The sequence below is a fragment of the Micromonospora sp. NBRC 110009 genome (assembly GCF_030518795.1).
Classification (GTDB): domain Bacteria; phylum Actinomycetota; class Actinomycetes; order Mycobacteriales; family Micromonosporaceae; genus Micromonospora.
Window position 1 is genome coordinate 3,077,705 of sequence record NZ_CP130427.1, and the last position, 24,523, is coordinate 3,102,227.

The window sequence follows — 24,523 nt, forward strand, 5'->3', positions numbered from 1 at the left end:
GATGGGAAGTAAGGCAACCGTGAAGGTCAAGCCGAGCGTCAAGAGGATCTGCAACAACTGCCGGGTGATTCGCCGGCACGGCCGGGTCATGATCATCTGCTCCACCGACCCGCGCCACAAGCAGCGCCAGGGCTGAACCAGTCCCACCGGCCGTGACGGCCGGTCGGATCGGTCCGGGCCGCAGATCCCGACAACAGATCATCAGCTCGTCCCAGCCGCGAGCGGTACGCAGCGCGTACTCCCTCGTGGTTGACCCCCGGTCGGAGGCCGGGGCCCGCTCGGGCAGCGACCGATCCCGGTCGCCGGCGCGGAACGCGTCGGAAGGACGGGACGGTCGGTAGCGGGGTGGGACGGGTCCACACCTCCGCCACAACATCACGAGGAGTACGCCCGCACATGGCACGTCTAGTCGGCGTGGACCTCCCCCGCGACAAGCGGATGGAGATCGCGCTCACCTACATCTTCGGGGTCGGTCGCACCCGTGCCCTGGAGACGCTCGCCGCCACCGGCATCTCGCCGGACAAGCGCGCTCGGGACCTCACGGACGAGGAGCTCGTGCAGCTCCGCGACCACATCGAGGCCAACTACCAGGTTGAAGGTGACCTTCGCCGCGAGGTCGCCGCTGACATCCGCCGCAAGGTCGAGATCGGCTGCTACGCGGGTATCCGGCACCGCCGGGGCCTGCCCGTCCGTGGCCAGCGGACCAAGACCAACGCGCGGACCCGGAAGGGCCCGAAGCGGACCGTGGCCGGCAAGAAGAAGCCCGGCAAGAAGTAACTAGGAGCGCACAGACTTATGCCACCGAAGGCTCGTGCCGGAGCCGCCGTCAAGAAGGTCCGGCGCAAGGAACGCAAGAACGTCGCCCACGGGCAGGCGCACATCAAGAGCACCTTCAACAACACCATCGTGTCCATCACGGACCCGACCGGTGCGGTCATCTCCTGGGCCTCCGCCGGCCAGGTGGGCTTCAAGGGCTCCCGCAAGTCGACTCCGTTCGCCGCGCAGCTGGCCGCCGAGGCCGCCGCGCGTCGGGCCATGGAGCACGGCATGCGCAAGGTCGACGTGTTCGTCAAGGGACCCGGCTCCGGCCGGGAGACCGCCATCCGTTCGCTGCAGGCCGTGGGCCTCGAGGTCGGTCAGATCTCCGACGTCACCCCGCAGCCGCACAACGGGTGCCGTCCGCCGAAGCGTCGCCGGGTCTGAGAGGTTAGAGAGAGATGGCTCGTTACACCGGTGCTGACTGCCGCCGTTGCCGGCGGGAGAAGATGAAGCTGTTCCTCAAGGGCAGCAAGTGCGATGGCCCGAAGTGCCCGTTCGAGTCCCGGCCGTTCCCGCCCGGGCAGCACGGCCGCGGCCGCACCAAGGAGACGGAGTACCTGCTCCAGCTCCGTGAGAAGCAGAAGGCTCGCCGGGTCTACGGCGTGCTGGAGAAGCAGTTCCGCGGTTACTACGAGGAGGCCGTGGGCAAGCAGGCCAAGACCGGTGAGGTCCTCCTGCAGATCCTCGAGTCGCGGCTGGACAACGTGGTCTACCGGGCCGGCTACGCCAAGTCCCGGGACATGGCCCGTCAGCTGGTCAAGCACGGTCACTTCACGGTGAACGGCAAGAAGGTCGACATCCCGTCGTACCGGGTCAAGGAGCACGACATCATCGAGGTGCGTGCGAAGAGCAAGGAGCTCACCCCGTTCCTGGTGGCGCAGGGTGAGGCCGGCTCGCGGACCGTCCCGGCGTGGCTGGAGGCCATTCCGAGCCAGCTGAAGATCCTCGTGCACTCGCTCCCGGCCCGCCAGGTGATCGACACCCAGGTCCAGGAGCAGCTGATCGTCGAGCTCTACTCCAAGTAAGGGCTCGTTGCGGTGGCCCGCCCTCCGGGGCGGGCCACCGGAACAGTTTGTGTCGTGGGCGTCATATAGCGGGCGCCCCGGAAGAGAAGAGAAAAGATGCTCATCAGCCAGCGACCGTCTCTCTCCGAAGAGTCGATCAACGAGACCCGGTCCCGGTTCACCATCGAGCCGCTGGAGCCGGGCTTCGGCTACACCCTGGGCAACTCGCTGCGGCGCACGCTGCTGTCGTCCATCCCGGGTGCGGCGGTCACCTCGATCAAGATCGACGGTGTCCTGCACGAGTTCACCACGATCCCCGGCGTCAAGGAGGACGTGGTCGAGCTCGTCATGAACATCAAGGAGCTCTGCGTCAGCTCCGAGCACGACGAGCCGGTCAGCATGTACCTGCGCAAGCAGGGCCCGGGGGACGTGACCGCCGGCGACATCCAGCCCCCGGCCGGTGTCTCGGTGCACAACCCGGACCTGAAGCTCGCCACCCTCAACGGCAAGGGCCGGCTCGACATGGAGCTGACCGTCGAGCGGGGTCGTGGCTACGTCACGGCGGCGCAGAACAAGCAGGCGGGTGCCGAGATCGGCCGCATCCCGGTCGACTCGATCTACTCGCCGGTGCTCAAGGTGACCTACCGCGTCGAGGCGACCCGTGTCGAGCAGCGGACCGACTTCGACCGGCTGATCATCGACGTCGAGACCAAGCCGTCGATGGGCCCGCGTACCGCGCTGGCCTCGGCCGGCTCGACGCTGGTGGAGCTCTTCGGGCTGGCCCGGGAGCTGGACGAGACCGCCGAAGGCATCGACATCGGGCCGTCCCCGCAGGACGCCCAGCTGGCGGCGGATCTGGCTCTGCCGATCGAGGAGCTGGACCTGACCGTCCGCTCCTACAACTGCCTCAAGCGCGAGGGCATCAACTCCGTTGGTGAGCTCATCGGGCGTACCGAGGCCGACCTTCTCGACATCCGTAACTTCGGTCAGAAGTCGATCGACGAGGTCAAGATGAAGCTCGCCGGGATGGGTCTGGGGCTGAAGGACTCGGCTCCGAACTTCGACCCGGCGCACGTCGTGGACGCCTTCGGCGAGGCCGACTACGACACCGACGACTACCGCGAGACCGAGCAGCTCTAAGTCCGGCTGCCGCCACTTCTGAGGAGCACCAACAATGCCCACGCCCACCAAGGGCCCCCGCCTCGGCGGCAGCCCCGCGCACGAGCGGCTGATGCTGGCCAACCTGGCCACCGCGCTGTTCCAGCACGGCAAGATCCAGACCACCGAGACGAAGGCCCGGCGGCTGCGTCCGCTGGCCGAGCAGCTCATCACCAAGGCCAAGCGCGGCGACCTCGCCTCGCGTCGGCGGGTGCTGGGCGTCGTCAAGGACAAGGACGTGGTCTACGCCCTGTTCGACCAGATCGCGCCCCGGTACGCCAACCGCAACGGTGGCTACACCCGGATCGTGAAGACCGGTCCGCGCAAGGGTGACGCCGCTCCGATGGCGATCATCGAGCTGGTCGAGGAGCTTCAGGTCGCCGAGCCGAAGGCGAACAAGAAGACCGCCGCCCGCAAGGCCGCCCAGCAGGACAAGGTCGAGGCCCTGGCCCCGGCCGAGGAGACCCCGGCGTCGGCCCCGGCCGACCAGGACTCCGAGCCGCCGGTGCACGCCTCCGGTGACACCGCCGAGTCGCGCGAGGACAGCGACGAGGCCGGCGAGAACGACAAGGCCTGAGCGCAGGCAGCAACGTCGGGCCCGGCACCCCTCCCGTGGGTGCCGGGCCCGACGGCGTCAACGGGAGGTACGAGGTGGACGAGCGGACCCGGCTGCGGCTGGACGTCTCGTACGACGGCACCGACTTCTCCGGCTGGGCCGCCCAGCCGACCCGCCGTACCGTGGCCGGCGTCCTGATGGAGACGCTGGACCTGGTCCTCGGCGCCGGGACCGCGACCGGGCTGACCGTGGCCGGCCGGACCGACGCCGGCGTGCACGCCACCGGGCAGGTCTGCCACCTCGACCTGCCGGCGGAGGTCTGGCGCCAGCACGACGGGCGGCTGCTGCGCCGGCTCGCCCGGCTGCTCCCGCCGGACGTGCGGGTGCGCGCGATGACCGAGGTGCCGGCCGACTTCGACGCCCGCTTCTCGGCCACCTTCCGCCGCTACGAGTACCGGGTCACCGACGCTCCCTGGGGTGCCGAGCCGCTGCGCCGCCGGGACACCCTCGCCTGGCCGAAGCCGCTCGACCTGGCGGCCCTGAACGCCGCGGCCGCCGGTCTGGTGGGGGAGCACGACTTCGCCGCCTACTGCCGGCGCAAGGAGAACGCCACCACGCTGCGCGAGGTGACCCGGCTGGACTGGCGGCGCGACCCGGACGGGATCCTGGTCGCCACCGTGCAGGCCGACGCGTTCTGCCAGAACATGGTGCGCAGCCTGGTCGGCGCGATGCTGGTCGCCGGGGACGGCCGCCGCCCGGTCGAGTGGCCGGCGAGTCTGCTGACCCGCCGGGAACGGTCCAGCGAGGTGACCGTGGCGCCGGCGCACGGGCTGGCCCTGGTCGAGGTCGGCTACCCCGACGATCCGGCCGGGTACGCCCGCCGCGCCGAACTCACCCGCCGGCTGCGCGTCCCGGTCGCCGAGGGCTGACCGCCCGGGACGGGAACCGGTCCGCCGCCCGCGGGTGGGGGCGACGGGCCGTCGAGGTGGGGGTCAGTTGTTCGACGGGCCCCGGCCGGTGGTGTCGTCCTGGCCGGTGGTGCCGTCCGTCGGGTCGTCGGCGGGCTGGCTGGCCACCCCACCGTTCGCCCGGCGCTCCAGCACGCCACGGTTCAGGTGGACCTCGATCAGGTCGTACAGGATCTCGCGCGCCCGCGTGTCGGTGGAGCTGATCCTCTCCCCGTCGGCCCGGGTGACCAGGCAGTACGCGATGTAGTGGCCGCGTACCTGCCAGCCGACCCGGGCGGCGGCCTGCTCGACGGCCTGGGTGTCGTTGCCCGCCGCCAGGCCCCGGAACCGGCCCTGGCGCTCGTCGAGCAGCTGGCGGATCCGGTCCCGGGCCCGCTGGGCGCTGGCCACGTCGGTGAGGTTGAGCAGCCCGGCGGTGAGCAGGTACTGGCCGTCGGGGGAGCGCAGCGTCGCCCGGACCACCTGGTTGCAGCCGAGGCGGACCAGCAGGTCCGCGATCTCACCGGTCGCCGCGACCGCGCAGCTGCCGCTGGAACTCGCCTTGAGCACCTGGTAGGCGGGCTGGCCGGTGGTGGTCACCAGCGCCTTGCCGGGGAAGACCTCCTTGGCGGTGAGCGCCAGCTGGTCGGTGTCCCGCGAGTCCAGGTCGGTGTTGTCGGCCGCGCCGGCCTGCTCCACCGCAGGCTGACCGGTCGGCGTGCCGGCCTGCGGCGTGCCGTTCCGATCCTGGAGCAGGGCGGCGACGGCCAGGCCGCAGAGGGCGAGCAGCACCAGTACGGCGGCCCCGCCGATGAGCGCCTGCCAGGCCCGGCCGCCGCCGCGTCGGCCCCCGTCCTGGCGGGTACGGGCCGGGTCGGTCGGGTCGTTGGTCCGGAAGTCCGGCGGCGGAGGGGTGGACGCGGGCGGGTGCGGCGTCTCGTCGGGCGCCGGGACGGTGGCCCGGGGGACGTCGGTCGCGACCGCGGGCCGGGCCGGTTCGGGAGCGGGCAGGGGCGCCGGCCGGGACGGCACGGAAGGCGGCGCCGGAGTGACCTCGACGGCCCGTCTGCTGGGTCGGACCGGCGGGGGGAGCGACGGGGTGGGGAAGCGGGACGGTGAGGGCCCCGCAGGCGGAGGCACGGCGGCGCCGGGCATGGACGGGTCCGACCCGGGCCTCGGGTACTCCAGGAAGGCGTCCTCATCGGACTCGTACCGATACACCATGTCGGATACAGTAGGACTGATTGCCCCTTTCGATGGGAATTTCGCGAGATTCTAGCGGAGTGGCGTCTTTGCGGCCTTCGCCGCGCCCCGTCCCGGGCACCACGGCCGCACCGTCGCCGGGGCCGTGCCCGACCGGTGCGACAATGCCCGACGTGACCGGCGACCACTACTTCTCCGCTGAACCCACGAGCGCCGCCCAGCCGCGCGAGGTCGAGTTCTCCGTCGCCGGGCGCGACTACACCCTCGCCTCGGCGGGTGGGGTCTTCTCCGCCGACCGGCTCGACCCCGGCACCGCTGTGCTGCTGCGCAAGGCCGAGCTGCCGGGCGCCGACCACACCGGTCAGTTGCTCGACATCGGCTGCGGCTTCGGCCCGATCACCTGCGTCCTGGCCACCGTCGCGCCGTCCGCCACCGTGTGGGCGCTCGACGTCAACGAGCGCGCCCGCGCGCTCACCGCCGCCAACGCCGCCCGGGTGGGCGCCGCCGGCCGGGTCCGCGCGGTCGCGCCCGAGGACGTACCGGCCGACCTGTCGTTCGACCAGATCTGGTCCAACCCGCCGATCCGGATCGGCAAGGGGGAGCTGCACGAGCTGCTGCGGCGCTGGCTGCCCCGGCTCGCCCCGGACGGGGTGGCCTGGCTGGTCGTCGCGAAACACCTGGGCGGCGACTCGCTGCACCGCTGGCTGGTCGAGCAGGGCTGGCAGGTGCAGCGGCACGCCAGCCAGAAGGGCTACCGGGTGCTCCGCGTCACCCGGTAATCGAGTGTCGTCCGCCCCGGTCCCTCGGGCAGGATGCCGGCGTGGGATACGTGGACGTGGCAGCGGTCGGGCACATCCTCCCGGACGGCCGGGAACTCTTCGCCGAGGTGTCGTTCCGGGTCGGTGAGGGCGCCAAGGTGGCGCTGGTCGGGCCCAACGGGGCCGGCAAGACCACGCTGCTCCGGATGGTCGCCGGTGATCTGACGGTGAAGACCGGCGCGATCGCCCGCTCCGGCGGCCTCGGGGTGATGCGCCAGTTCATCGGCATGATCGGGGACGGCTCCACGCTCGCCGACCTGGCGCTCTCGCTCGCCCCGCCGGCGCTGCGCGACGCCGGCCGCCGGCTCGCCGAGACCGAGGCGGCCATGCGGGCGGCCGAGGTCCGCGGCAAGTACAGCACCGCCGCGAGCAAGGCCCAGCTCGCGTACGCCGACGCGCTGGCCGCCTGGGGCGAGACCGGCGGGTACGACGCGGAGGTGCTCTTCGACACCGTCGCCACCATCGTCCTCGACCTGCCCTGGGACGCCGCCCGGGACCGTCCGGTGCGGACCCTCTCCGGCGGCCAGCAGAAGCGCTTCGCCCTGGAACTGCTGCTCCGCGGCACCGACGAGGTGCTCCTCCTCGACGAGCCGGACAACTTCCTCGACGTACCGGGTAAGCGCTGGCTGGAAGCCCGGCTGCGGGAGTCCGGCAAGTCCGTGCTCTACGTCTCACACGACCGGGAACTGCTCGCCCAGACCGCCGACCGGGTGGTCGCCGTGGAGGGCGGCAGCGCCTGGGTGCACCCGGGCGGCTTCGCGAGCTGGCACGAGGCGCGGGTGGCCCGGCACGCCCGCCTCGACGAGCTCCGCAAGCGCTGGGACGAGGAGCACCAGAAGCTGCGCGAGCTGATGCTGATGTACAAGCAGAAGGCCGCGTACAACGACGGGATGGCCTCCCGCTACCAGGCCGCGCAGACCCGGCTGCGCAAGTTCGAGGAGGCCGGGCCGCCGCCCGTACCCCCGAAGGACCAGGACATCCGGATGCGGCTGACCGGCGGGCGGACCGGCAAGCGCGCGGTGATCGCCGAGCAGCTCGAGCTCGACGGCCTGACCTACCCGTTCGACCTGGAGCTCTGGTACGGCGACCGGGTCGCCGTGCTCGGCGCGAACGGGACGGGGAAATCGCACTTCCTCCGCCTGCTGGCCCGCGGCGGCACCGACCCCGACCCGGCCAACACGCCGGTCGACGGCGCGGCGGCGCTCGCACCCGTCGCGCACGACGGGGTGGTCCGGCTCGGCGCGCGGGTCCGCCCCGGCCACTTCTCGCAGACCCACGACCGGCCGGAACTGATGCAGAAGACACTGGTCGACATCCTGTGGCGGGGCGACGAGCACCGGGCCGGGATGGACCGGCACGCGGCCATGGCCGCGCTGTCCCGGTACGAGCTGGCCGGCCAGGGCGACCAGCGCTTCGGCACCCTCTCCGGCGGTCAGCAGGCGCGTTTCCTGGTGCTGCTGCTGGAGCTCTCCGGGGCCACCCTGCTGCTGCTCGACGAGCCCACCGACAACCTCGACCTGGCCTCCGCCGAGGCGCTGGAGGCCGGCCTGAACGCCTTCGAGGGGACGGTGATCGCAGTGACCCACGACCGCTGGTTCACCCGCTCCTTCGACCGGTTCGTCCTGTTCCGGGGCGACGGCGAGGTGGTCGAGACGCCGGAGCCGGTCTGGGACGTCGGATGATCGACGGCGGGGGGGCTGGCGGTGACCCGCGCGGCCGCGCGGGCCCTGGTCGCCGAGGCGCTGGGCTGAGCGGCGACTCGGTGGGTGGCCGTCCGGCGGTCGGCATAGGGTGGCTCTCGTGACTGAGATGACCTACCGTCGACTGGGCGACTCCGGGCTCGTGGTGTCCGTGGTCGGCATCGGCTGCAACAACTTCGGCCGCAAGCTCGACTTCGACGGCACGCGCGCGGTGGTCGACGCCGCGCTCGACGCCGGAATCAACTTCTTCGACACCGCCGACATCTACGGGGAGCCGCAGGGCGGCTCCGAGGAGCTGCTCGGCCAGGCGCTCAAGGGCCGCCGCGACGACGTGGTGGTCGCCACCAAGTTCGGCATGGACATGCACGGCCTGAACGGGCCGGACCACGGCGCCCGGGGCGCCCGGCGCTACATCGTCCGCGCGGTCGAGGCGTCGCTGCGCCGGCTCGGCACCGACCACATCGACCTGTACCAGATGCACGAGCCCGACCCCGCCACCCCGGTCGACGAGACCCTCGCCGCCCTGGACGACCTGGTCCGCGCCGGCAAGGTCCGCTACCTGGGCAACTCGAACTTCGCCGGCTGGCAGATCGCCGACGCCGACTGGACCGCGTCCTCCCAGGGCCGCACCCGGTTCATCTCCGCGCAGAACCACTACTCGCTGCTGGAGCGGAGCGTGGAGGCGGAGGTGATCCCCGCCTGCGAGCGGTTCGGCCTGGGCATGCTGCCGTTCTTCCCGCTGGCGAACGGCCTGCTCACCGGCAAGTACAAGCGGAGCGAGGCGCCGCCCGCCGGCAGCCGGCTCGCAGGCGGCGGCCGGTACGCCGCGCGGCTCGCCGCGGCCGACTGGGACACCATCGAGGCGATCGAGGCGTACGCGGCTGAGCGCGGGGTCAGCATGCTCCAGGTGGCCATCGGCGGGCTGGCCGCCCGCCCGGCGGTGACCTCGGTGATCGCCGGCGCCACCACCCCCGAGCAGGTACGCGCCAACGCCGAGGCCGGCACCTGGCAGCCCACCGACGAGGACCTCGACGCGCTCGACGCCCTCCTCTGACCGGGCTTTCCGCTGCCCCGGTGCCGACGGCGCCGGGGCAGCGTGCTGTCCGGCGCCAGTGGCGGCCGCCGAGGCACGGTTGCGTACGAGCGGTCGAGGGCATCCGGAGAGCATGGCGTGAGTGGACGGTCACGCGCTGTCCCTGTCGTCCGTTCCGGACGGTGGGTGGGAAAAAGTGTCACCGGCCCTTGGCGGATCCGGGGGAACGTCGTACGGTAGGCGCGCAAGTGACCCACGGGAGCCCGGTGTGTACCGGGCTGAGAGGGGGGCTGGAAGCCCCCGACCGTCGAACCTGATCCGGGTAATGCCGGCGCAGGGAGGAGTGTTGCCGTGCCGTCCCTGGGACGACTGCATCTGATCACCGACACCCGGCCCGGGCGGGACCCCCTCGGCGTGCTGCGCGCCGCCCTGCCGGTGGCCCGCGCCGAGCTGGTCGTCCAGGTCCGGGTGGCGGACGACGCCACCGACCGTGAGGCGTACGAGCTGGCCGGCCGGGTCCTCGCCCTGTGCCGGCCGTACGGGGCGGCGTGCCTGGTCAACGACCGGCTGCACGTGGCGCTGGCGGTGGGCGCCGACGGGGGCCACGTGGGCGCGGACGACCTGCCGGTGCCGGCCGCCCGCCGGGTGCTCGGCGCCACCGCGGTGCTCGGCGCGACCGCGCGGGAGCCGGGCGGCGCCGCCGCCGCGGTCGCCGCCGGGGCCAGCTACCTGGGCGTGGGACCGTGCCACCCGACCACCACCAAGTCCGGCCTGCCCGACCCGATCGGCCCCGCCGGGGTGCGCGCCGTCGCCGGGGCGGCCCACGTGCCGGTGATCGCCATCGGCGGGGTGACCGCCGCTGCGGTGCCGGCGCTGCGGGCCGCCGGGGCGTACGGGGTGGCGGTGGTGGGGGCCCTCTCCGGGGCCGCCGACCCGGGCCGGGCCACCGCCGAGCTGCTCGGAGCGCTGACGTGTTGACCGGGGAGCCCTCCGCCACCGGAGGCGTTGACCGGGGACCTTTCCTGCCGGACGTCGCCGTGGTGGGGGCGGGGCCGGTGGGGCTGGCGATCGCGTGGCGGTGCGCGTCCCGGGGACTGCGGGTGGTGGTGCACGACCCGGCGCCCGGTTCGGGCGCCTCGCACATGGCGGCGGGGATGCTGTCGCCGGTCGCCGAGGCGTACTTCGGGGAGCACGAGCTGACCGCGCTGCTCGCCGAGTCCGCCGCCCGCTGGCCGGGCTTCGCCGCCGAGCTGGCCGCGGCCGCCGGCACCGACTTCGGCTATTGCACCGACGGCACCCTGATGGTCGGGTTGACCGCCGACGATCTGGCCGAGGCGCGCCGGCTCTGGTCGTACCAGCAGGGGTTGGGGTTGCCGATCACGCCGCTGCGGCCCTCGGCGTTGCGGGACCGCGAACCGGCGCTGGCCCCGCGGGTGCGGGGCGGTGCGATCGCCCCCGGCGACCACCAGGTCGACCCGCGCCGGCTGGTCGCCGCGCTGCGCGCGGCGGCCGAGCGGGCCGGCGCGGTGCTGCGGCCGGCGCCGGTCGGCGCGCTGTCCGAGGTGGACGCCCGGGTGACCGTGGTGGCGGCGGGCTGCGGCGCGGCGGCGCTCACCGGCCTGCCGGTCCGGCCGGTGAAGGGGCAGGTGCTCCGGCTCCGCGCGCCCGGTCGCGGCGCGCCGGGCTTCCGCCACGTGATCCGCGGGTACGCCGACGGCGAGTCGGTCTATCTGGTGCCCCGGGACAGCGGCGAGGTGGTGGTCGGGGCGACCGTCGAGGAGCGCGCCGACCCGGAGGTGACCGTCGGCGCGGTGCTCCGGCTGCTTCGCGCCGCCGTGGACCTGGTCCCCGAGCTGGCCGAGTACGACCTGGTCGAGGCGGCCGCCGGGCTGCGCCCCGGTACGCCGGACAACGCGCCGATCATCGGGCCGCTGCGCGGGCGGCCCGGCGTGCTCGTCGCCACCGGGCACCACCGGCACGGCATCGTGCTCACCCCGGTCACCGCCGACCTGGTCACCGGGCTGATCGTCACCGGCGAGCCGGACCCGCTGCTCGCCCCCTTCACCGCCGACCGGTTCGTGGCCGGGAAGGAGCGCACGTGGAACTGATCGTCAACGGCGCCGGGCGGAGCGTGCCCGGTGGAGCGACCGTGGCGGACGTGGTCCGCGCGCTCACCGACCAGCGGCGCGGCCTCGCCGTCGCGGTCAACGGCGAGGTGGTGCCGCGTGGCGGCTGGTCGGCGACCGTGCTGCGGGACGGCGACCGGGTCGAGGTGCTCAGCGCCGCGCAGGGCGGGTGAGCGCGGTGTCCCTCGAGATCGACGGGGTCACCTTCGGCTCCCGGCTCATCCTCGGCACCGGCGGCGCGGCCAACCTGCACCTGCTGGAGCAGGCGATCCGCGCCGCAGGCACCGAGCTGGTCACCGTCGCGCTGCGCCGGGTGGACACCGCGCCGGGCAGCACCGGCGGCCTGCTGGGCCTGCTCGACCGCTGCGACGTACGGCTGCTGCCGAACACCGCCGGCTGCTACACCGCGCCGGAGGCGGTGAAGGTGGCCCGGCTGGCCCGGGAGGCGTTCGACACCGACTGGGTGAAGCTGGAGGTGATCGGGGACGAGCGCACGCTGCTGCCCGACGGGGTGGAGCTGCTGCGCGCGGCCGAGGAACTGGTGGCCGACGGGTTCACCGTCCTGCCGTACACCTCGGACGATCCGGTCCTGGCCCGGCGGCTGGCCGATCTGGGCTGCGCGGCGGTGATGCCGGCCGGCGCCCCGATCGGCTCCGGGCTGGGCGTCGGCAACCCGCACCACATCCGGCTGATCCGGCAGAGCGTGGACGTGCCGGTGATCCTCGACGCCGGCATCGGCACCGCCTCGGACGCGGCCCTCGCCATGGAGCTCGGCTGCGACGCGGTGCTGCTGGCCAGCGCGGTCACCCGGGCCGCCGACCCGGTGGCGATGGCCACCGCGATGCGGTACGCGGTGGAGGCCGGGCGGCTCGCGTACGGCGCGGGCCGGATCGCCCGCCGCTTCCACGCCCTGGCGTCCACCCCCGACGACGGCCGGCCCGAGCTGTGATCGCGCCTCCCGATGTGGATCTTGGAAGGATCGGGCCCCTGGAGTGGCCGGGAACTGCCAAGGTCTCGGGGGGTACGGCACCGACCGGCGTCGTGCTGTTGGCGGATCGGCGGGTGGCGCGCAGGCCACTTCTGGAGGTGGTCGCGGGAGCGGGGGCCGGGGGAGTCCGGTTCGTGGTGCTGCGCGAGAAGGACCTGCCGCGCCCCGAGCGTCTCGCCCTCGCCGTCGAGCTGCGCGCGGTGCTCGCGGACGTCGGCGGCACCCTGATCGTCGCCGGCCCGGACCCGCTCGACGGAGACGCCGTGCACCTGCCCGCCGCCGGCCCGTACCCGCCACCGCGGCTCGGACTGGTCGGCCGCTCCTGCCACGACCCGGCGGAACTCGCCCGACTCAGCACAGAGGACTACGCCACCCTCTCGCCGGTCTTCCCCACCAGAACCAAGCCCGGCTACGGCCCACCCCTCCAGCCGACCGGGCTCGCCGAGCTGATCAAGGTCAGCCCGGTCCCGGCCCTGGCACTCGGCGGCATCGAAACCCCAGACCAGGTCAGGGCGTGCGTCGAGGCAGGCGCCACCGGAGTGGCCGTGCTCGGCGCGCTCATGCGAGCCGAAGACCCCACCGAAACAGCAACCACGCTGACCGGGAGCTTTCAGAAGGTGGTCACCCCGGTGCCGCAGCCCCCCACCGCAACCAGGGGGAAAGAGTGACGCCGAAAACCATCCTCACCATCGCCGGCTCCGACTCCGGCGCCGGCGCCGGCATCCAGGCCGACCTCAAGGTCTTCGCCGCCCTCGGCGCGTACGGCACCAGCGTCCTCACCGCCGTCACCGCGCAGAACACCCGGGGCGTCGACGCCGTCCTGCCGTTGCCCCCGCAGACCGTCCGCGACCAGCTCGACAGCGTGCTCGGCGACTTCTCGGTACGCGCGGTGAAGACCGGCATGCTCGGCACTCCGGCGGTTGCCGAGGCGGTGGCCGAGGCGGCCCGGGCGGGCCGGCTGCCCCGGCTGGTCGTCGACCCGGTGCTGGTCGCCACCAGTGGACACCGGCTCGGCGTCGTGGAGGCGGTCGAGCGGCTGCTCCCGTACGCCGAGGTGGCGACGCCGAACTGCGCGGAGGCCGCGGCCCTCACCGGACGCCCGGTGACCACGGTGGCGGAGATGGTCACGGCGGCCGAGGCGCTGGCGGCCGGCGGTCCGGCGCACGTGGTGGTGACCGGCGGCGACGTGGACGCCCACGGCGAGTCGGTGGACGTGCTGGCCGGCGGCGGGACGACCACGCTGCTGCGGGCGCCCCGGGTGGCCACCCGGCACTCCCACGGCACGGGCTGCTCGTTCTCGGCGGCGATCGCCGTCGGGCTGGCGGCGGGCGACCCGGTGCCGGTCGCGGTGGCCGCCGCCAAGGAGTACGTGACCCGCGCGCTGACCGGCGCGCGGGACTGGGACCTGGGCGCGGGACGCGGCCCGCTGGACCACTTCGGCTGGTCCTGTTGACCATCAGGGAGGCTGTCATGCAGGCACGACGCAAGGTCTACGTGGAGGGGTCGCGGCCGGACGTCCGGGTGCCGTTCGCCGAGGTGGAGCTGACCGGGGACAACCCGCCGGTGCGCCGCTACGACACCTCCGGTCCCGGCTCGGACCCGGGGGTGGGGCTGCCGCCGCTGCGTGGCCCGTGGATCGCGTCCCGCGGCGACGTGGCCCCGGTGCGGGGCGCCGGTACGCCGCTGGCGGGCGTGGCCGGGAAGCGCCCGACGCAGCTCGCGTACGCCCGGGCGGGCGTGGTCACCCCGGAGATGGAGTTCGTGGCGATCCGCGAGGGGGTCGCGCCGGAGTTCGTGCGGGACGAGATCGCGGCCGGGCGGGCGGTGCTGCCGCTCAACGTCAACCACCCGGAGTGCGAGCCGGCGATCATCGGCAGGGCGTTCCTGGTGAAGGTGAACGCCAACATCGGCACGTCGGCGGTCACCTCGTCGATCGCCGAGGAGGTGGAGAAGCTGACCTGGGCCACCCGGTGGGGCGCGGACACCGTGATGGACCTCTCCACCGGCAAGCGGATCCACGAGACGCGCGAGGCGATCGTGCGGAACTCGCCGGTGCCGATCGGCACGGTGCCGATCTACCAGGCGCTGGAGAAGGTCGGCGGCGACCCGGTGAAGCTGAGCTGGGAGGTCTTCCGGGAGACGGTCGTCGAGCAGGCCGAGCAGGGCGTGGACTACATGACGGTGCACGCCGGGGTGCTGCTGCCGTACGTGCCGCTGGCGGTGGACCGGGTGACCGGCATCGTGTCCCGCGGCGGTTCGATCATGGCGGCCTGGTGCCTGGCGCACCACGAGGAGAACTTCCTCTACACCCACTTCGCCGAGCTGTGCGCGTTGCTGGCCCGGTACGACGTCACCTTCTCGCTCGGCGACGGGCTGCGCCCGGGTTCCATCGCGGACGCCAACGACGCGGCGCAGTTCGCCGAGCTGCGTACCCTCGGCGAGCTGACGAAGGTGGCCTGGGAGCACGACGTCCAGGTGATGATCGAGGGCCCGGGTCACGTGCCGATGCACAAGATCAAGGAGAACGTGGACCGCCAGCAGGAGTGGTGCCACGAGGCCCCGTTCTACACGCTCGGCCCGCTGACCACCGACATCGCGCCCGCGTACGACCACATCACCTCGGCGATCGGCGCCGCGATGATCGGCATGTTCGGCACCGCGATGCTCTGCTACGTCACCCCGAAGGAACACCTCGGCCTGCCGGATCGGGACGACGTGAAGGCGGGCGTCATCGCGTACAAGATCGCGGCGCACGCGGCCGACCTGGCCAAGGGGCATCCGGGGGCGCAGGCCTGGGACGACGCGCTCTCCAGGGCCCGGTTCGAGTTCCGCTGGGAGGACCAGTTCAACCTCTCGCTGGACCCGGAGACCGCGCGGTCCTACCACGACGCGACGTTGCCGGCGGTGCCGGCGAAGACCGCCCACTTCTGCTCGATGTGCGGGCCCAAGTTCTGCTCCATGAAGATCACCCAGGAGCTGAAGGACTACGCGGCGCGCGGGATGAAGGACAAGTCCGCGGAGTTCGTCTCGGGCGGGGCGCGGGTCTACCTGCCGCTGGCCTGAGCGGGTGCGGTGGCCGGGCCGGACCAGGGCCCGGCCACCGGTCAGTCGCGGTGGTGGCGACCGGTGCGCAGCGCACGGATGTCCCCGGCGTCGTCGTCCGAGGCGAGGCCGGCGACCCAGTCGACGTACTCCTCGTCCTGCGCGAGCTGCCCCGACTCGCGATCCGGCTCCGGCACGTCGCCGCCCTTGGCCCGGTTGCGCCGGAACAGGCCGCGTCGCTGCTTCGACTTTCCACCGCCGGGCTCGTCGGCCTCCTCGGCGGGGTCGGCGGCCGTCGCGGCGGGATCGACCGGGCCGGCATGCCGGCCGCCGGCCGGCGACGCGTCGGGCCCGACCGGGGTGGCGGGTCGGGCGTTGGGGAAGGCATCCCAGTTCGGCCGCGCCAGATCCGGCAGCGCCCGGTGACGCGGACGCGGGGCGGGTGGCGTCTCGGCCTCGTCCGCCGGGGCCACGCTGCTCTCCGGCCCGCCGCTCGGGCCGGCCTCGCCAGGGGCGGCGGTGGCCCGCGGGGTGACCGGCCAGTTCGGCGCGGCCGCGGCCGGCCGAGCGGGCCGGTCGTCGTCCGGCCGGTCCGTCACGTCCTCGAACATCGGGACGCGCGGGCGGGGCGACGCCGGGGGGTCGAGCGGGCCGGGTCCGGCCGGCTCGTCGGCGAAGAGGTAGCTCCTGCTCCTCCCGTCGGTCGAGGTGTCCGGCGCGGGCGACCCGGGAGTCCCCGCCTTCGCCACCCCGGCGGGTTCGGCGGCGGCCGGATCGCGGGGCACGGGGGTGACCTGCGCCCGCGCCGGCACGTCGACCTCGGCGGCCGGCTCGGCGGGAGTCGTCCCGACCGGCTCGGTGGTGGGAGCCGGGGCGGCGGCGGGGCTCTTGCGCCCGCGCTTGGACCGCCCGCGCGGCGCGGCCGGCGTCCCGTCCTCCGGCTGGCCGACCGGGTGCTCCGCCGGAGCCTCGGCCTGGTCGGGACGGGCCGGCGGGAGGACCTCGGTCTGTGCCGGCGTCGACTGGTCCGCCGGCGTGGGCGCGTCGATGCCGTCCGGCCGGTCGGTGCGCTCCTGCCGGGCCGACGCGGGAACGCCTGTTCGCTCCTGCTGTGTTGTTGCGGAAGCGTCGGTCCGGTCCGGGGCTGTGGCGGCGCCGGCCCGTTCGGGTCGGCTGGTCGCCGGGGTGGTGGGGATCAGCCCAGCGGCGCCCTTCGCGCCGGAGGTGCCCCGGCGGGAGCGGCGTCCGCCGCGCGGTGTGGGCGCGGTGCCCGGCTCCGCGTCGCCGGGCTGCGGCGTTGCGGAGTCGGACGGCCGGTCGCCGGCGGCCGGTGCCGGTGCCGGTGTGGCGGACGCGCCAGCGGTCGCCGGGCCGCTCGCCGCCATGCCGCGGGTGACCGCGGCCTTCCGGTCCGGACGGTCGCCTTTGGACGGTTCACCGCCGCGCTGCTCCGCCCGCGACGACGCCGGGGCCGGCTCGGCGGGCCGGGCCGACCGTCCGGCAACCGGCGGGGCCGATTCCGCAGGCGCGGCCGGCGACTCCTCGCCCGGCGTCGCCGAAGCCACGCCGGCTGCCTTCCGAGCCGGCTCCGAGATCCGCTCCCGTCGCCTCGACGGCGTGGCGTCGGCGGGCGTCGCGGCGGGGGCCGGCGGCTTCGGCTCGGCGGCCGGTCGACCGGCGGCGAGCACGTCGATGGCGGAGGTCCGCCGGCCCGGGGGCAGCATCGGAGCGGGCAGGTTCCGGGTCAGCTCGTCGGCGTCGCGGGTGCCGCGCTCCGCGCGGCCGTCGATCTCCGCGATGCTCGCCGCCGGCTCGGCGACAGCCACGTCGGGAGTGGCCGTCTCGGCGGTCGGGATCGGGTCGTCCGGGGCGGCCGTCGCGGCGGTCGGTCTCACCGGGCGGACCGGCTCGTGCTCGGTCGTCCCGGCGGCCGCCCCTGCCGGGGGGACCCGGTCGTCGGGCGTGGCCGGCGCCACCGGGGGGATCCCCTCGTCGGGCGTGGCCGGCGCCACCGGGGCACCGCGATCGTCGGGAGCGGAGTGCCGGGGCACCGTCCGGCCGGACCGGACCGGTGCGGGTGTGAGGCCGGACGCGGCCGGCCAGTCCCAGTGGGCGGGGGCGAGCGAGCCGGCGCCCGGAGACTCCGACATCGGGGCGATCCGGCCCGGCTGGTCCGCCGTGCCGTCGGCTGCCGGCGCGGCGAGGTTCGACCCGGTCGCGGCCGCCGCGACCGGAGTGGCGGGCGAGGCCGGCAGGGGCTGGAGGATGTCGGTGGGCTCGATCGCGTCGGTGTCGGGGGCCGGCGTCGGCCGGCGCAGCACCGTGGCGGCGGTCGAGCCGAGCGCGCCGGCGGCGACCGCGATCAGCGCCCCGTAGTAGGGGGCGAGCTGGTAGCGGTCGCTGGCGTCGCCGGGCCCGGCGGTCAGGTACGCGAAGGCCAGCAGCACCGGTCCGGCCAGCCCGGCCGCCCCACCGATCGGCGCAAGGTGACCCCGCCGGCGGGCCAGCGCGCCGGTCGCCGCGCCGGCGAGCAGGGCGATCGTGGGCAGGACCAGCATCGCCAGCCGCTGCGCCGCCGCCGGGTCCAGCCAGGACGGTTCGAGGACGCCGAGGCGTACGGTGCGCAGCGGCCCGGTCGAGGCCACCGTCGGCGCGACGGAGACCAGCGCGAGCAGCCAGATGACTGCGGCGGTGAGCGCGATGTTCCACCCGAACGGCGGTCTGAGCAGGACGACCATGGCGGCGCCCGCCCCGACCAGCGCGCCGAGCATCGCGCAGATGCCGACCGCCCAGACCGGGTCGACGGTCCCGCCGAGCTCGGCGGTACGGGCCGGCTGCATGCAGAGCGGGGCGACCACGGTCGCGCCGAGCGCGGCGACGCCGGCGACGGCGAGCTGTTCGCTGATGCCGCCCGGCGACCCGTCCCGGCGGGCGAGGCGTTCCGTCACGACGGCACCGGCCACCGCCGCGATCGCCGCGAACCAGCCCACCCAGGCGAGCTGGGCGGGCCACCGGTTGACCGAACCGTCGGCGAACGCACCGTCGAGGCGTACGACGCCGAACCCGTACGCGATGCCGAGCTGGCCGGCCCCGGCCAGCATGCTCACTCCAAGCGCGGTGAGCGGCAGCCTGCCCCACGTCCGAAAGGCCATGTCGGGCACGTTACGGCCCGGTGGGGTCGGCCGCTACTTACTCGCCGAGGTTGGTGTCGGCGTGGTTACTTCAGCTCGACCAGGCGGGCCAGGTAGGTGGTGTCCCCGACGTTGGTCAGCATGTGCACGGCGCCGGGGTCGCGGTAGACCACCCCGCCGGTCGGTTCATCCGCGTCGATCTTCGTGCCGTCGATGGTCTGCACCACGTTCTTCGCGCCCTGGATCGCCACCACGAGGTAGGGGTGGTCGTGCCGGTGCAGCGGCTGCCGCTCGCCCGGCTCCAGTCGGATGTGCCAGACGCGCACCCGGTCGTTCTCGTAGACGATCTCCTGGCCCACCGGGCCGAGTTCGAGATCGGTGGCGCTGCCGGTCATCGCGTTCCGTTCAGTTGGGGGAGCACCTCGGCGGCGATGAGCTCCAGGTGGTCGAGGTCGGCAAAGTCGATCAGGCGCAGGTGCGCCCGGGTGGCGCCGACCGCGGCGAACTCGCCCAGCCGGTCAACGAGCTGCGCGGGGGAGCCGACCACCGGGTCCTCCGGCGGCAGGGCGCTCTTCACGTGCAGTGGCGCGGCCCGCAGCCGCGCCTCCGCGTCGGTGCGCCCGATGGCCACCACCACGCCGGCGGAGAGGACCAGCGGCGCCCGCCCCGAGGCGGTACGCCCGATCCGGTCGCACGCCTCGCGGACCCGCTCGTAGGCGGCGGCCGTCTCGGCGACGGTCTTGAACGGCATGTTGAACTCGTCGGCGTACCGGGCGGCCAGCTCGGGGGTGCGCTTCGGGCCCCGGCCGCCCACGATCACCGGCGGGCCGGGGCGCTGCACCGGCTTGGGCAGCGCGGGTGCGTCGAGGAGCTGGTAGTGCTCGCCCTTGAAGCTGTACGTCTCGCCGGGCGGGGTGCGCCACAGCCCGGTGACGACCTCGAGCTGCTCGGCGAGCCGGTCGAACCGCTCGGCGACGCCGGGGAACGGGATGCCGTACGCGGTGTGCTCGCGCTCGTACCAGCCGGCGCCGATGCCCAGTTCGACCCGGCCGCCGCTCATCTGGTCGACCTGCGCCACCAGCACGGCCAGCGGCCCGGGCAGCCGGAAGGTGGCCGAGGTGACCAGGGTGCCGAGCCGGATCCGGGAGGTCTCGCGGGCCAGCGCGGCGAGGGTCAACCAGGCGTCGGTGGGGCCGGGCAGCCCCGGCTCGTCGCCCATCGACCGGTAGTGGTCGGCCCGGAAGAAGCCCTCGAAGCCGGTCTCCTCGACTCGCCGGGCGAACCGGAGCTGGTCGTCGTAGCTGGCTCCACGGTGCGGTTCGGTGAACACCGACACCCGCATGGTCACTGCCCTCCCGTGCCGGCGGAGGCCGGCGTCTCGGTCCCGTCGGTCGACTCGGCCGGCGCGGGCGCGTCCCGCTCCATCAGCAGCTCGTGCAGTTCGGCGCTGATCCGGGCCACCTCGGCCAGGTGCGCGTGCCGGCCGAGCGTGCGCGGCCGGGGCACCTTCACCTCGACGACCTCGCGGATCCGGCCGGGGCGCGGGCTGAGCACGACGACCCGGTCGGCGAGCAGCACCGCCTCGTCGATCGAGTGGGTGACGAAGACGATGGTCGCCCGGGTCTCCATGTGCACCCGCTGGAGCTCACCGGCGAGCTCCTCCCGGGTGAGCGCGTCGAGCGCGGAGAAGGGCTCGTCCATGAGCATCACCCGCGGTTCGCCGATCAGCGAGCGGCAGAGCGAGACCCGCTGCTGCATGCCGCCCGAGAGTTCGTGCGGCAGCCGCTTCTCGAAGCCGCCCAGCCCGGCCATCTCCAGCAGCTCCCGGGCCCGGTCGCGGTGCTTCGCCCGGCGCCAGCCGAAGATCTCCACCGGGAGCAGGACGTTGTCCAGCACCGAGCGCCAGGGCAGCAGGGCCGGCCGCTGGAACAGCATGGCGATGTCCCGGCGGGGTCTGGTGATCGGCGTCCCACCGACGGTGATCTCGCCCGCGCTGACCGGCAGCAGGCCGGCGATCATGCGGAGCAGGGTCGACTTGCCGCAGCCGGACCGGCCGAGGACGGCAACGAACTCGCCCTCGGCGACGTCGAGGTCGACCTCGCGCAGCGCCTCCACCCGCCCCGAGCGGCCGTCGAAGGTGCGGGACACCCCGGACAGTCGGATCATCTCCCGCCGGCTCCCTTCCACGTCGCGAACGCGAGCCGGGCCAGCGTAGCCGGACGGGCTCCTCATAGCACCGTCCGGGGTGGACAGCGACCACTTTCCGTCAGGCAACTTCGTTTCCGTACCGCAACGGTGGGCCGGACGTGCCGGCAAGAAGCTTCTCGTACGCTGTTGCGCGCGAAGAGTCCCCTCACGACGGTCCCGTCGGCTGCCCCCTCCCGCCGACCCCGTCAGACCCACGACCCGTCCGGGCGAGCATGGCCTGGTCGGAAAGGACATGGTGCACTGATGAGAAGGCTGACCCGTACGGTCGCCGCCGCCGCGCTGGCCACCGCCCTCGCCCTGGTTTCCGGTTGCAGCAGCGACTCGGACAAGTCCGCGGACAAGGCCGCGGGTGGCGCGGCGCTGGAGAAGGTGACATACCTCACCTCCTTCGGCAACTTCGGCCGGGACTCGTACGCCTGGGTGGCGAAGGAGAAGGGCTTCTTCAAGGAGGCCGGCTTCGACGTCGACATCAAGCCGGGCCAGGGCACGGGCGATGTCATCAAGCTCGTCACCGGCGGCCAGGCCGACTTCGGCCCGATCGACCTGACCGGTGGCATCCTCCAGATGGGCAACGGCCAGGCCAAGGACTTCGTCGCGGTGGCGGCGATCCAGCAGCGCACCATGGCCGCGATCGTCTCGGTCGAGGGCAAGAACATCGCCACGCCGAAGGACCTGGAGGGCAAGAGGCTCGCCGACACCAAGTTCTCCGTCGTGTACAACCTCTTCCCGACGTACGCCAAGCTGGCTGGCATCGACGCCAGCAAGGTGACCTGGGTCAACGGCGACGCAGCGGGACTGATCGGCATGCTGGGCGCCGGCTCGGTCGACGGCATCGGCCAGTTCGTGGTCGGCCAGCCGACGGTCGAGGCGGTGACCAAGAAGAAGCCGGTGGTGCTGCCCTACAGCAACGTGATGCAGGACCTCTACGGCAACGCGCTGATCACCTCCACGAAGATCGCCAAGGAGAAGCCGGAAATGGTCAAGCGCTTCACCGCGGCGCTGATCAAGGGCTTGGAGTACTCCCTGGCCCACCCGGAGGAGGCGGGCCAGATCTTGAAGAAGAATGTGGACGCCGCCAACCCCGCCGCGGCCGCCGCCGAGCTCCAGCTGATGGCCGCGTACGTCCGGTCCAACAACTCCGGCACCGCGCTGGGCACCCTGGACAGCGGCCGGGTCGCCAAGAGCATCGCGCTGCTTCAGGGCGCGGGCGCGCTCAAGCAGAACCTGACCCCCGACCAGATCATCGACTTCAACCTCGCGCCGAAGGCCTGACCGGCCGGCTCGGACCACGGGGTGCGGCCCGCCGGGGTTCCGGTGGGGCGCACCCCTTTCGCGTGCCGGTCGTCCGACCGGCCGAGAGAGGAGGACACGTTGACGCAGTTGACCGGGACCCGCGCCGGGGCACCGGCGCCGCACCCGTCGGCGCAGACCGCGACCGTTCCGCGCCGGCTGGGCGTACGCCCGGCGGTGGGGCTGCCAGCGCTCGGGCTGGTGATCGCGGTGGCGGCCTGGTGGCTGGTCAGCTCGGGACTGCACCTGGTCCACCCGGCAGTGCTGCCACCGCCGCAGGCGGTGTGGCAGGGGCTGACCGCCAGCTTGCCCGTGCTCCTGCCGGCGCTGGGGATCACCATCTGGCTGACCCTTTTCGGCTTCCTGCTCTCGTCGGTCGCCGGCGTGCTGATCGGGATGGCCCTGGCCGCCTCCCGCCGGGTGGAGCGGATGTTCGCGCCGCTGCTGGTGGCGGTCAACGCGGTGCCGAAGATCGCCTTCGGACCGCTGCTCGTGGTCGCCGTCGGCTGGGGGCAGAAACCCATCCTGACCATGGTGTTTCTGCTCTGCTTCTTCCCGATCGTGCTGTCCACCGCGACCGGGCTGACCACCACCCCCGCCGACATGGCCGACCTGGCCCGCTCGCTCAACGCGTCGTGGTGGCAGGCGTTCCGGAAGGTGCGCTTCCCCGCCGCCCTGCCGCAGATCTTCGTCGGACTGAAGGTGGCGATGCCGCTCGCCGCGATCGGCGCCGTGATCGGGGAGTTCTACTCGGACAAGCCCGGGCTGGGCTACCAGATTCTCCAGTACAACGGCGTCGGCGACATCGCGACGGCGTGGGCGGCGATCGTGCTGGTAGCACTGATGAGCATCCTGCTCTACTCCGCCCTGACCCTCCTCGAACGCCTGGCCCTCCCCTGGGTCCGAGCCACCACCTCCGCCAGATGACCCGCAAGGCAACCAGTCGACAGTGGACCCGGCGTTGACCGTAGACACCCGAGGTCCACAGAAGCGGACGGACGGCGCGGCACCACCGAAGGTGTGGCCCCACCGCAACCGGCGGAGGGATCAAGCCTGACCGCCCGGAGCCGGTTGCGGTGGGGCCACACCCCCAAGCCCAACCACTAGCCGGCGAGACGCCAGCGACCCCCACGCGCCACGAGCGTCGTCAACGCCTGCGGCATCAATCCCGAGTGGTTGTCCGGCGTCATCCGGATCGGCCCGGAGAGTCCGTCGAGCTGCGAGGTCTCCAGCACGTCGCGCAGGGTGTCCCGGTGCGCCGTCCCGGACTCGTCGCCGCTGCGCAGCTCGGCGTCCGCGATGAGCTGGACCGCGTCCGCGGCGAACGAGGAGAAGCCGTTGTAGCCGCCGAAGCGGGCGGTGTAATCCTGGAACCACTGCCGCCGGGCGGCCTTGGCCGGGGTGGTGGCGATGACGTCGTCGATCACCATGGTCTGGGTGAAGATCAGCGTCGCCTTCTCGGCGGAGCGGGCGGAGGCGCCGAGGAAGAGGTCGCCGGCCGCCGAGGCGTCGAAGAACAGGTCGCCGCTGAAGCGGCTCTGCCGGGCGTTGGCGGCGGCCAGCGCCGCCTGCTCCGGCGGCGTCCAGACGATCAGCGCGTCGGGCTTCCGGTCGACCAGCTGCCCGACCTGGCCGCTCACGTCGGTGTCGGTGGTGCGCGCGGCCTCGGCGCGGAGCAGCCGGATGCGGGCCTTGTCGAACTCGCCGCGCAGGGCGGTCAGCCCCTCCTCGCCGTAGCTGTCGGCGCTGTGCAGCACGGCCACCTTGGCGATGCCGCGTCGCTTCAGTTCGGCGGTGAGCGTTGCGGCGCTGTCGGCCGCGTTCGGGGCCAGCTTGAAGACGTACCGGCGTTCGGCGACCGGTTCGGTGATCGCGCCGGAGGAAGCGAGCGCGACGGTCGGAATGTGCTTCTCGCCGATCGTGCGGACGGCGCCGACCGCACATTCGTTGCAACCGCCCATGATGATGGCGCTGACCCGCGAGTCGCCGCTGAAATCGTTGATGTTGCGCAACGACTCGGCGGCGTCGGATCGGTTGTCCTTCACCTTGAGCTCGATCTTCCGGGCACCGAGCGCGCCGGACGAGTTCAACTGCTCGACCTTCAGTTCGAGGGCCCGTTGGTACACCTTGCCGATCGCTGCGGATGCGCCGGAAAGTTCGAGGTCCGCAGCGATCACGATGGGCCTGCTGTCCTGCTTTTCCCCGCCGAACTGGCAGCCGGTGAGCGTGGTGGCCAGCACGGCCGATGCGAGCGCCGCGATGCTCGCGGAGCGGATGGGGCTCAACTCAGTCCTCCAGGTGTGGCGCGGGTGTACGCCCGATCACCGCCGCTCATCCGTCCTCAGTGGAGGAACGAGATTGGTGTGCCGTACGGTGTGCGCGAAGCCTGCAAAACCTTGCCAATGCCGGGCCGTGTGGTCAAGCGCGGACGCGGTGCGCCGTTTCGGGACACCCGTCCCACATGTTGGGGACACGAAACGTTAACTTGCAATTACTGCGC

Annotated in this window: 25 protein-coding genes and 1 riboswitch; of the genes, 19 read left to right on the forward strand and 6 right to left on the reverse strand. The window is 73.5% G+C overall.

Annotation, left to right across the window (positions count from 1 at the left end; genetic code table 11):
* Window positions 1–19: 19 nt before the first annotated feature.
* From rpmJ to truA, 7 genes are all read left to right on the forward strand, one after another.
* Window positions 20–136, forward strand: coding sequence for a 50S ribosomal protein L36 (rpmJ, locus tag Q2K19_RS14810; RefSeq protein WP_091262778.1), 117 nt, complete (start codon window positions 20–22; stop codon window positions 134–136).
* Between the two features lie 260 nt (window positions 137–396).
* Window positions 397–777, forward strand: coding sequence for a 30S ribosomal protein S13 (rpsM, locus tag Q2K19_RS14815; protein WP_091262776.1), 381 nt, complete (start codon window positions 397–399; stop codon window positions 775–777).
* Between the two features lie 18 nt (window positions 778–795).
* Window positions 796–1,203: a 30S ribosomal protein S11 gene (rpsK, locus tag Q2K19_RS14820; protein ID WP_007073011.1), complete on the forward strand. Its 408-nt coding sequence runs from the start codon at window positions 796–798 to the stop codon at window positions 1,201–1,203.
* Window positions 1,204–1,217: 14 nt separating this feature from the next.
* A complete protein-coding gene (gene rpsD / locus Q2K19_RS14825) occupies window positions 1,218–1,844 on the forward strand; it encodes a 30S ribosomal protein S4 (protein WP_302771526.1) in 627 nt (208 codons plus the stop codon).
* 96 nt (window positions 1,845–1,940) lie between these two features.
* On the forward strand, window positions 1,941–2,963 hold the full coding sequence (locus Q2K19_RS14830) for a DNA-directed RNA polymerase subunit alpha (protein WP_007073009.1): 1,023 nt from the start codon (window positions 1,941–1,943) through the stop codon (window positions 2,961–2,963).
* A 34-nt stretch (window positions 2,964–2,997) separates the two neighbouring features.
* On the forward strand, window positions 2,998–3,558 hold the full coding sequence (gene rplQ, locus Q2K19_RS14835) for a 50S ribosomal protein L17 (protein WP_302771528.1): 561 nt from the start codon (window positions 2,998–3,000) through the stop codon (window positions 3,556–3,558).
* A 74-nt stretch (window positions 3,559–3,632) separates the two neighbouring features.
* Complete coding sequence (gene truA, locus Q2K19_RS14840; protein ID WP_302771530.1) at window positions 3,633–4,466, forward strand: tRNA pseudouridine(38-40) synthase TruA; 834 nt, start codon at window positions 3,633–3,635, stop codon at window positions 4,464–4,466.
* A 63-nt stretch (window positions 4,467–4,529) separates the two neighbouring features.
* Here truA and Q2K19_RS14845 read toward each other — a convergent pair whose 3' ends face one another.
* Complete coding sequence (locus tag Q2K19_RS14845) at window positions 4,530–5,516, reverse strand: hypothetical protein (RefSeq protein ID WP_302771531.1); 987 nt, start codon at window positions 5,514–5,516, stop codon at window positions 4,530–4,532.
* A 344-nt stretch (window positions 5,517–5,860) separates the two neighbouring features.
* On the opposite strand from Q2K19_RS14845, the gene Q2K19_RS14850 reads away from it, so the two are divergent.
* The 10 genes from Q2K19_RS14850 (at window position 5,861) to thiC (ending at window position 15,415) form a co-directional block, all read left to right on the forward strand.
* Window positions 5,861–6,466 (forward strand): class I SAM-dependent methyltransferase, encoded by a 606-nt coding sequence (locus Q2K19_RS14850; protein WP_302772497.1) that lies wholly within the window; start codon window positions 5,861–5,863, stop codon window positions 6,464–6,466.
* Between the two features lie 41 nt (window positions 6,467–6,507).
* Complete coding sequence (locus Q2K19_RS14855) at window positions 6,508–8,187, forward strand: ABC-F family ATP-binding cassette domain-containing protein (protein WP_302771533.1); 1,680 nt, start codon at window positions 6,508–6,510, stop codon at window positions 8,185–8,187.
* Between the two features lie 109 nt (window positions 8,188–8,296).
* On the forward strand, window positions 8,297–9,259 hold the full coding sequence (locus tag Q2K19_RS14860) for an aldo/keto reductase (RefSeq protein WP_302771535.1): 963 nt from the start codon (window positions 8,297–8,299) through the stop codon (window positions 9,257–9,259).
* 224 nt (window positions 9,260–9,483) lie between these two features.
* Window positions 9,484–9,595, forward strand: a riboswitch (TPP riboswitch).
* Window positions 9,590–10,216 (forward strand): thiamine phosphate synthase, encoded by a 627-nt coding sequence (gene thiE, locus Q2K19_RS14865; RefSeq protein ID WP_302771536.1) that lies wholly within the window; start codon window positions 9,590–9,592, stop codon window positions 10,214–10,216. (Overlaps the previous riboswitch by 6 nt.)
* Window positions 10,210–11,346, forward strand: a complete 1,137-nt coding sequence (gene thiO, locus Q2K19_RS14870; protein WP_302771538.1) for a glycine oxidase ThiO — start codon at window positions 10,210–10,212, stop codon at window positions 11,344–11,346. The genes thiE and thiO overlap by 7 nt, the downstream gene beginning before the upstream one ends.
* On the forward strand, window positions 11,337–11,537 hold the full coding sequence (gene thiS, locus Q2K19_RS14875; RefSeq protein ID WP_302771540.1) for a sulfur carrier protein ThiS: 201 nt from the start codon (window positions 11,337–11,339) through the stop codon (window positions 11,535–11,537). Before thiO ends, thiS begins: the two co-directional genes overlap by 10 nt.
* Before the next feature lie 5 nt (window positions 11,538–11,542).
* Complete coding sequence (locus Q2K19_RS14880; protein ID WP_446839657.1) at window positions 11,543–12,313, forward strand: thiazole synthase; 771 nt, start codon at window positions 11,543–11,545, stop codon at window positions 12,311–12,313.
* A gap of 38 nt (window positions 12,314–12,351) precedes the next feature.
* A complete protein-coding gene (locus Q2K19_RS14885) occupies window positions 12,352–13,020 on the forward strand; it encodes a thiamine phosphate synthase (RefSeq protein WP_302772499.1) in 669 nt (222 codons plus the stop codon).
* Window positions 13,017–13,805: a bifunctional hydroxymethylpyrimidine kinase/phosphomethylpyrimidine kinase gene (thiD, locus tag Q2K19_RS14890; RefSeq protein WP_302771544.1), complete on the forward strand. Its 789-nt coding sequence runs from the start codon at window positions 13,017–13,019 to the stop codon at window positions 13,803–13,805. The genes Q2K19_RS14885 and thiD overlap by 4 nt, the downstream gene beginning before the upstream one ends.
* A gap of 17 nt (window positions 13,806–13,822) precedes the next feature.
* On the forward strand, window positions 13,823–15,415 hold the full coding sequence (thiC, locus tag Q2K19_RS14895) for a phosphomethylpyrimidine synthase ThiC (protein ID WP_302771546.1): 1,593 nt from the start codon (window positions 13,823–13,825) through the stop codon (window positions 15,413–15,415).
* Between the two features lie 41 nt (window positions 15,416–15,456).
* On the opposite strand, the gene Q2K19_RS14900 is transcribed toward thiC, so the two are convergent.
* The 4 genes from Q2K19_RS14900 to Q2K19_RS14915 form a co-directional block, all read right to left on the reverse strand.
* Window positions 15,457–18,546: a hypothetical protein gene (locus tag Q2K19_RS14900; RefSeq protein WP_302771547.1), complete on the reverse strand. Its 3,090-nt coding sequence runs from the start codon at window positions 18,544–18,546 to the stop codon at window positions 15,457–15,459.
* A 65-nt stretch (window positions 18,547–18,611) separates the two neighbouring features.
* Window positions 18,612–18,920 carry a cupin domain-containing protein gene (locus tag Q2K19_RS14905; protein ID WP_302771548.1) on the reverse strand — a complete coding sequence of 103 codons (309 nt, stop codon included), beginning with the start codon at window positions 18,918–18,920 and terminating at the stop codon, window positions 18,612–18,614.
* Window positions 18,917–19,867 carry an LLM class F420-dependent oxidoreductase gene (locus tag Q2K19_RS14910; RefSeq protein WP_302771549.1) on the reverse strand — a complete coding sequence of 317 codons (951 nt, stop codon included), beginning with the start codon at window positions 19,865–19,867 and terminating at the stop codon, window positions 18,917–18,919. The genes Q2K19_RS14905 and Q2K19_RS14910 overlap by 4 nt, the downstream gene beginning before the upstream one ends.
* Window positions 19,868–19,869: 2 nt before the next feature.
* Window positions 19,870–20,691, reverse strand: a complete 822-nt coding sequence (locus Q2K19_RS14915) for an ABC transporter ATP-binding protein (protein WP_302771551.1) — start codon at window positions 20,689–20,691, stop codon at window positions 19,870–19,872.
* A 285-nt stretch (window positions 20,692–20,976) separates the two neighbouring features.
* Between Q2K19_RS14915 and Q2K19_RS14920 the strand changes: the two genes are divergently transcribed.
* Together Q2K19_RS14920 and Q2K19_RS14925 are read left to right on the forward strand one after the other, a co-directional pair.
* Entirely contained in the window at window positions 20,977–22,005 is a 1,029-nt protein-coding gene (locus tag Q2K19_RS14920; protein WP_302771553.1) for an ABC transporter substrate-binding protein, read from the forward strand.
* A gap of 108 nt (window positions 22,006–22,113) precedes the next feature.
* On the forward strand, window positions 22,114–22,950 hold the full coding sequence (locus tag Q2K19_RS14925; RefSeq protein ID WP_446839810.1) for an ABC transporter permease: 837 nt from the start codon (window positions 22,114–22,116) through the stop codon (window positions 22,948–22,950).
* 176 nt (window positions 22,951–23,126) lie between these two features.
* On the opposite strand, the gene Q2K19_RS14930 is transcribed toward Q2K19_RS14925, so the two are convergent.
* A complete protein-coding gene (locus Q2K19_RS14930) occupies window positions 23,127–24,308 on the reverse strand; it encodes an ABC transporter substrate-binding protein (RefSeq protein ID WP_302771556.1) in 1,182 nt (393 codons plus the stop codon).
* Window positions 24,309–24,523: the final 215 nt, after the last annotated feature.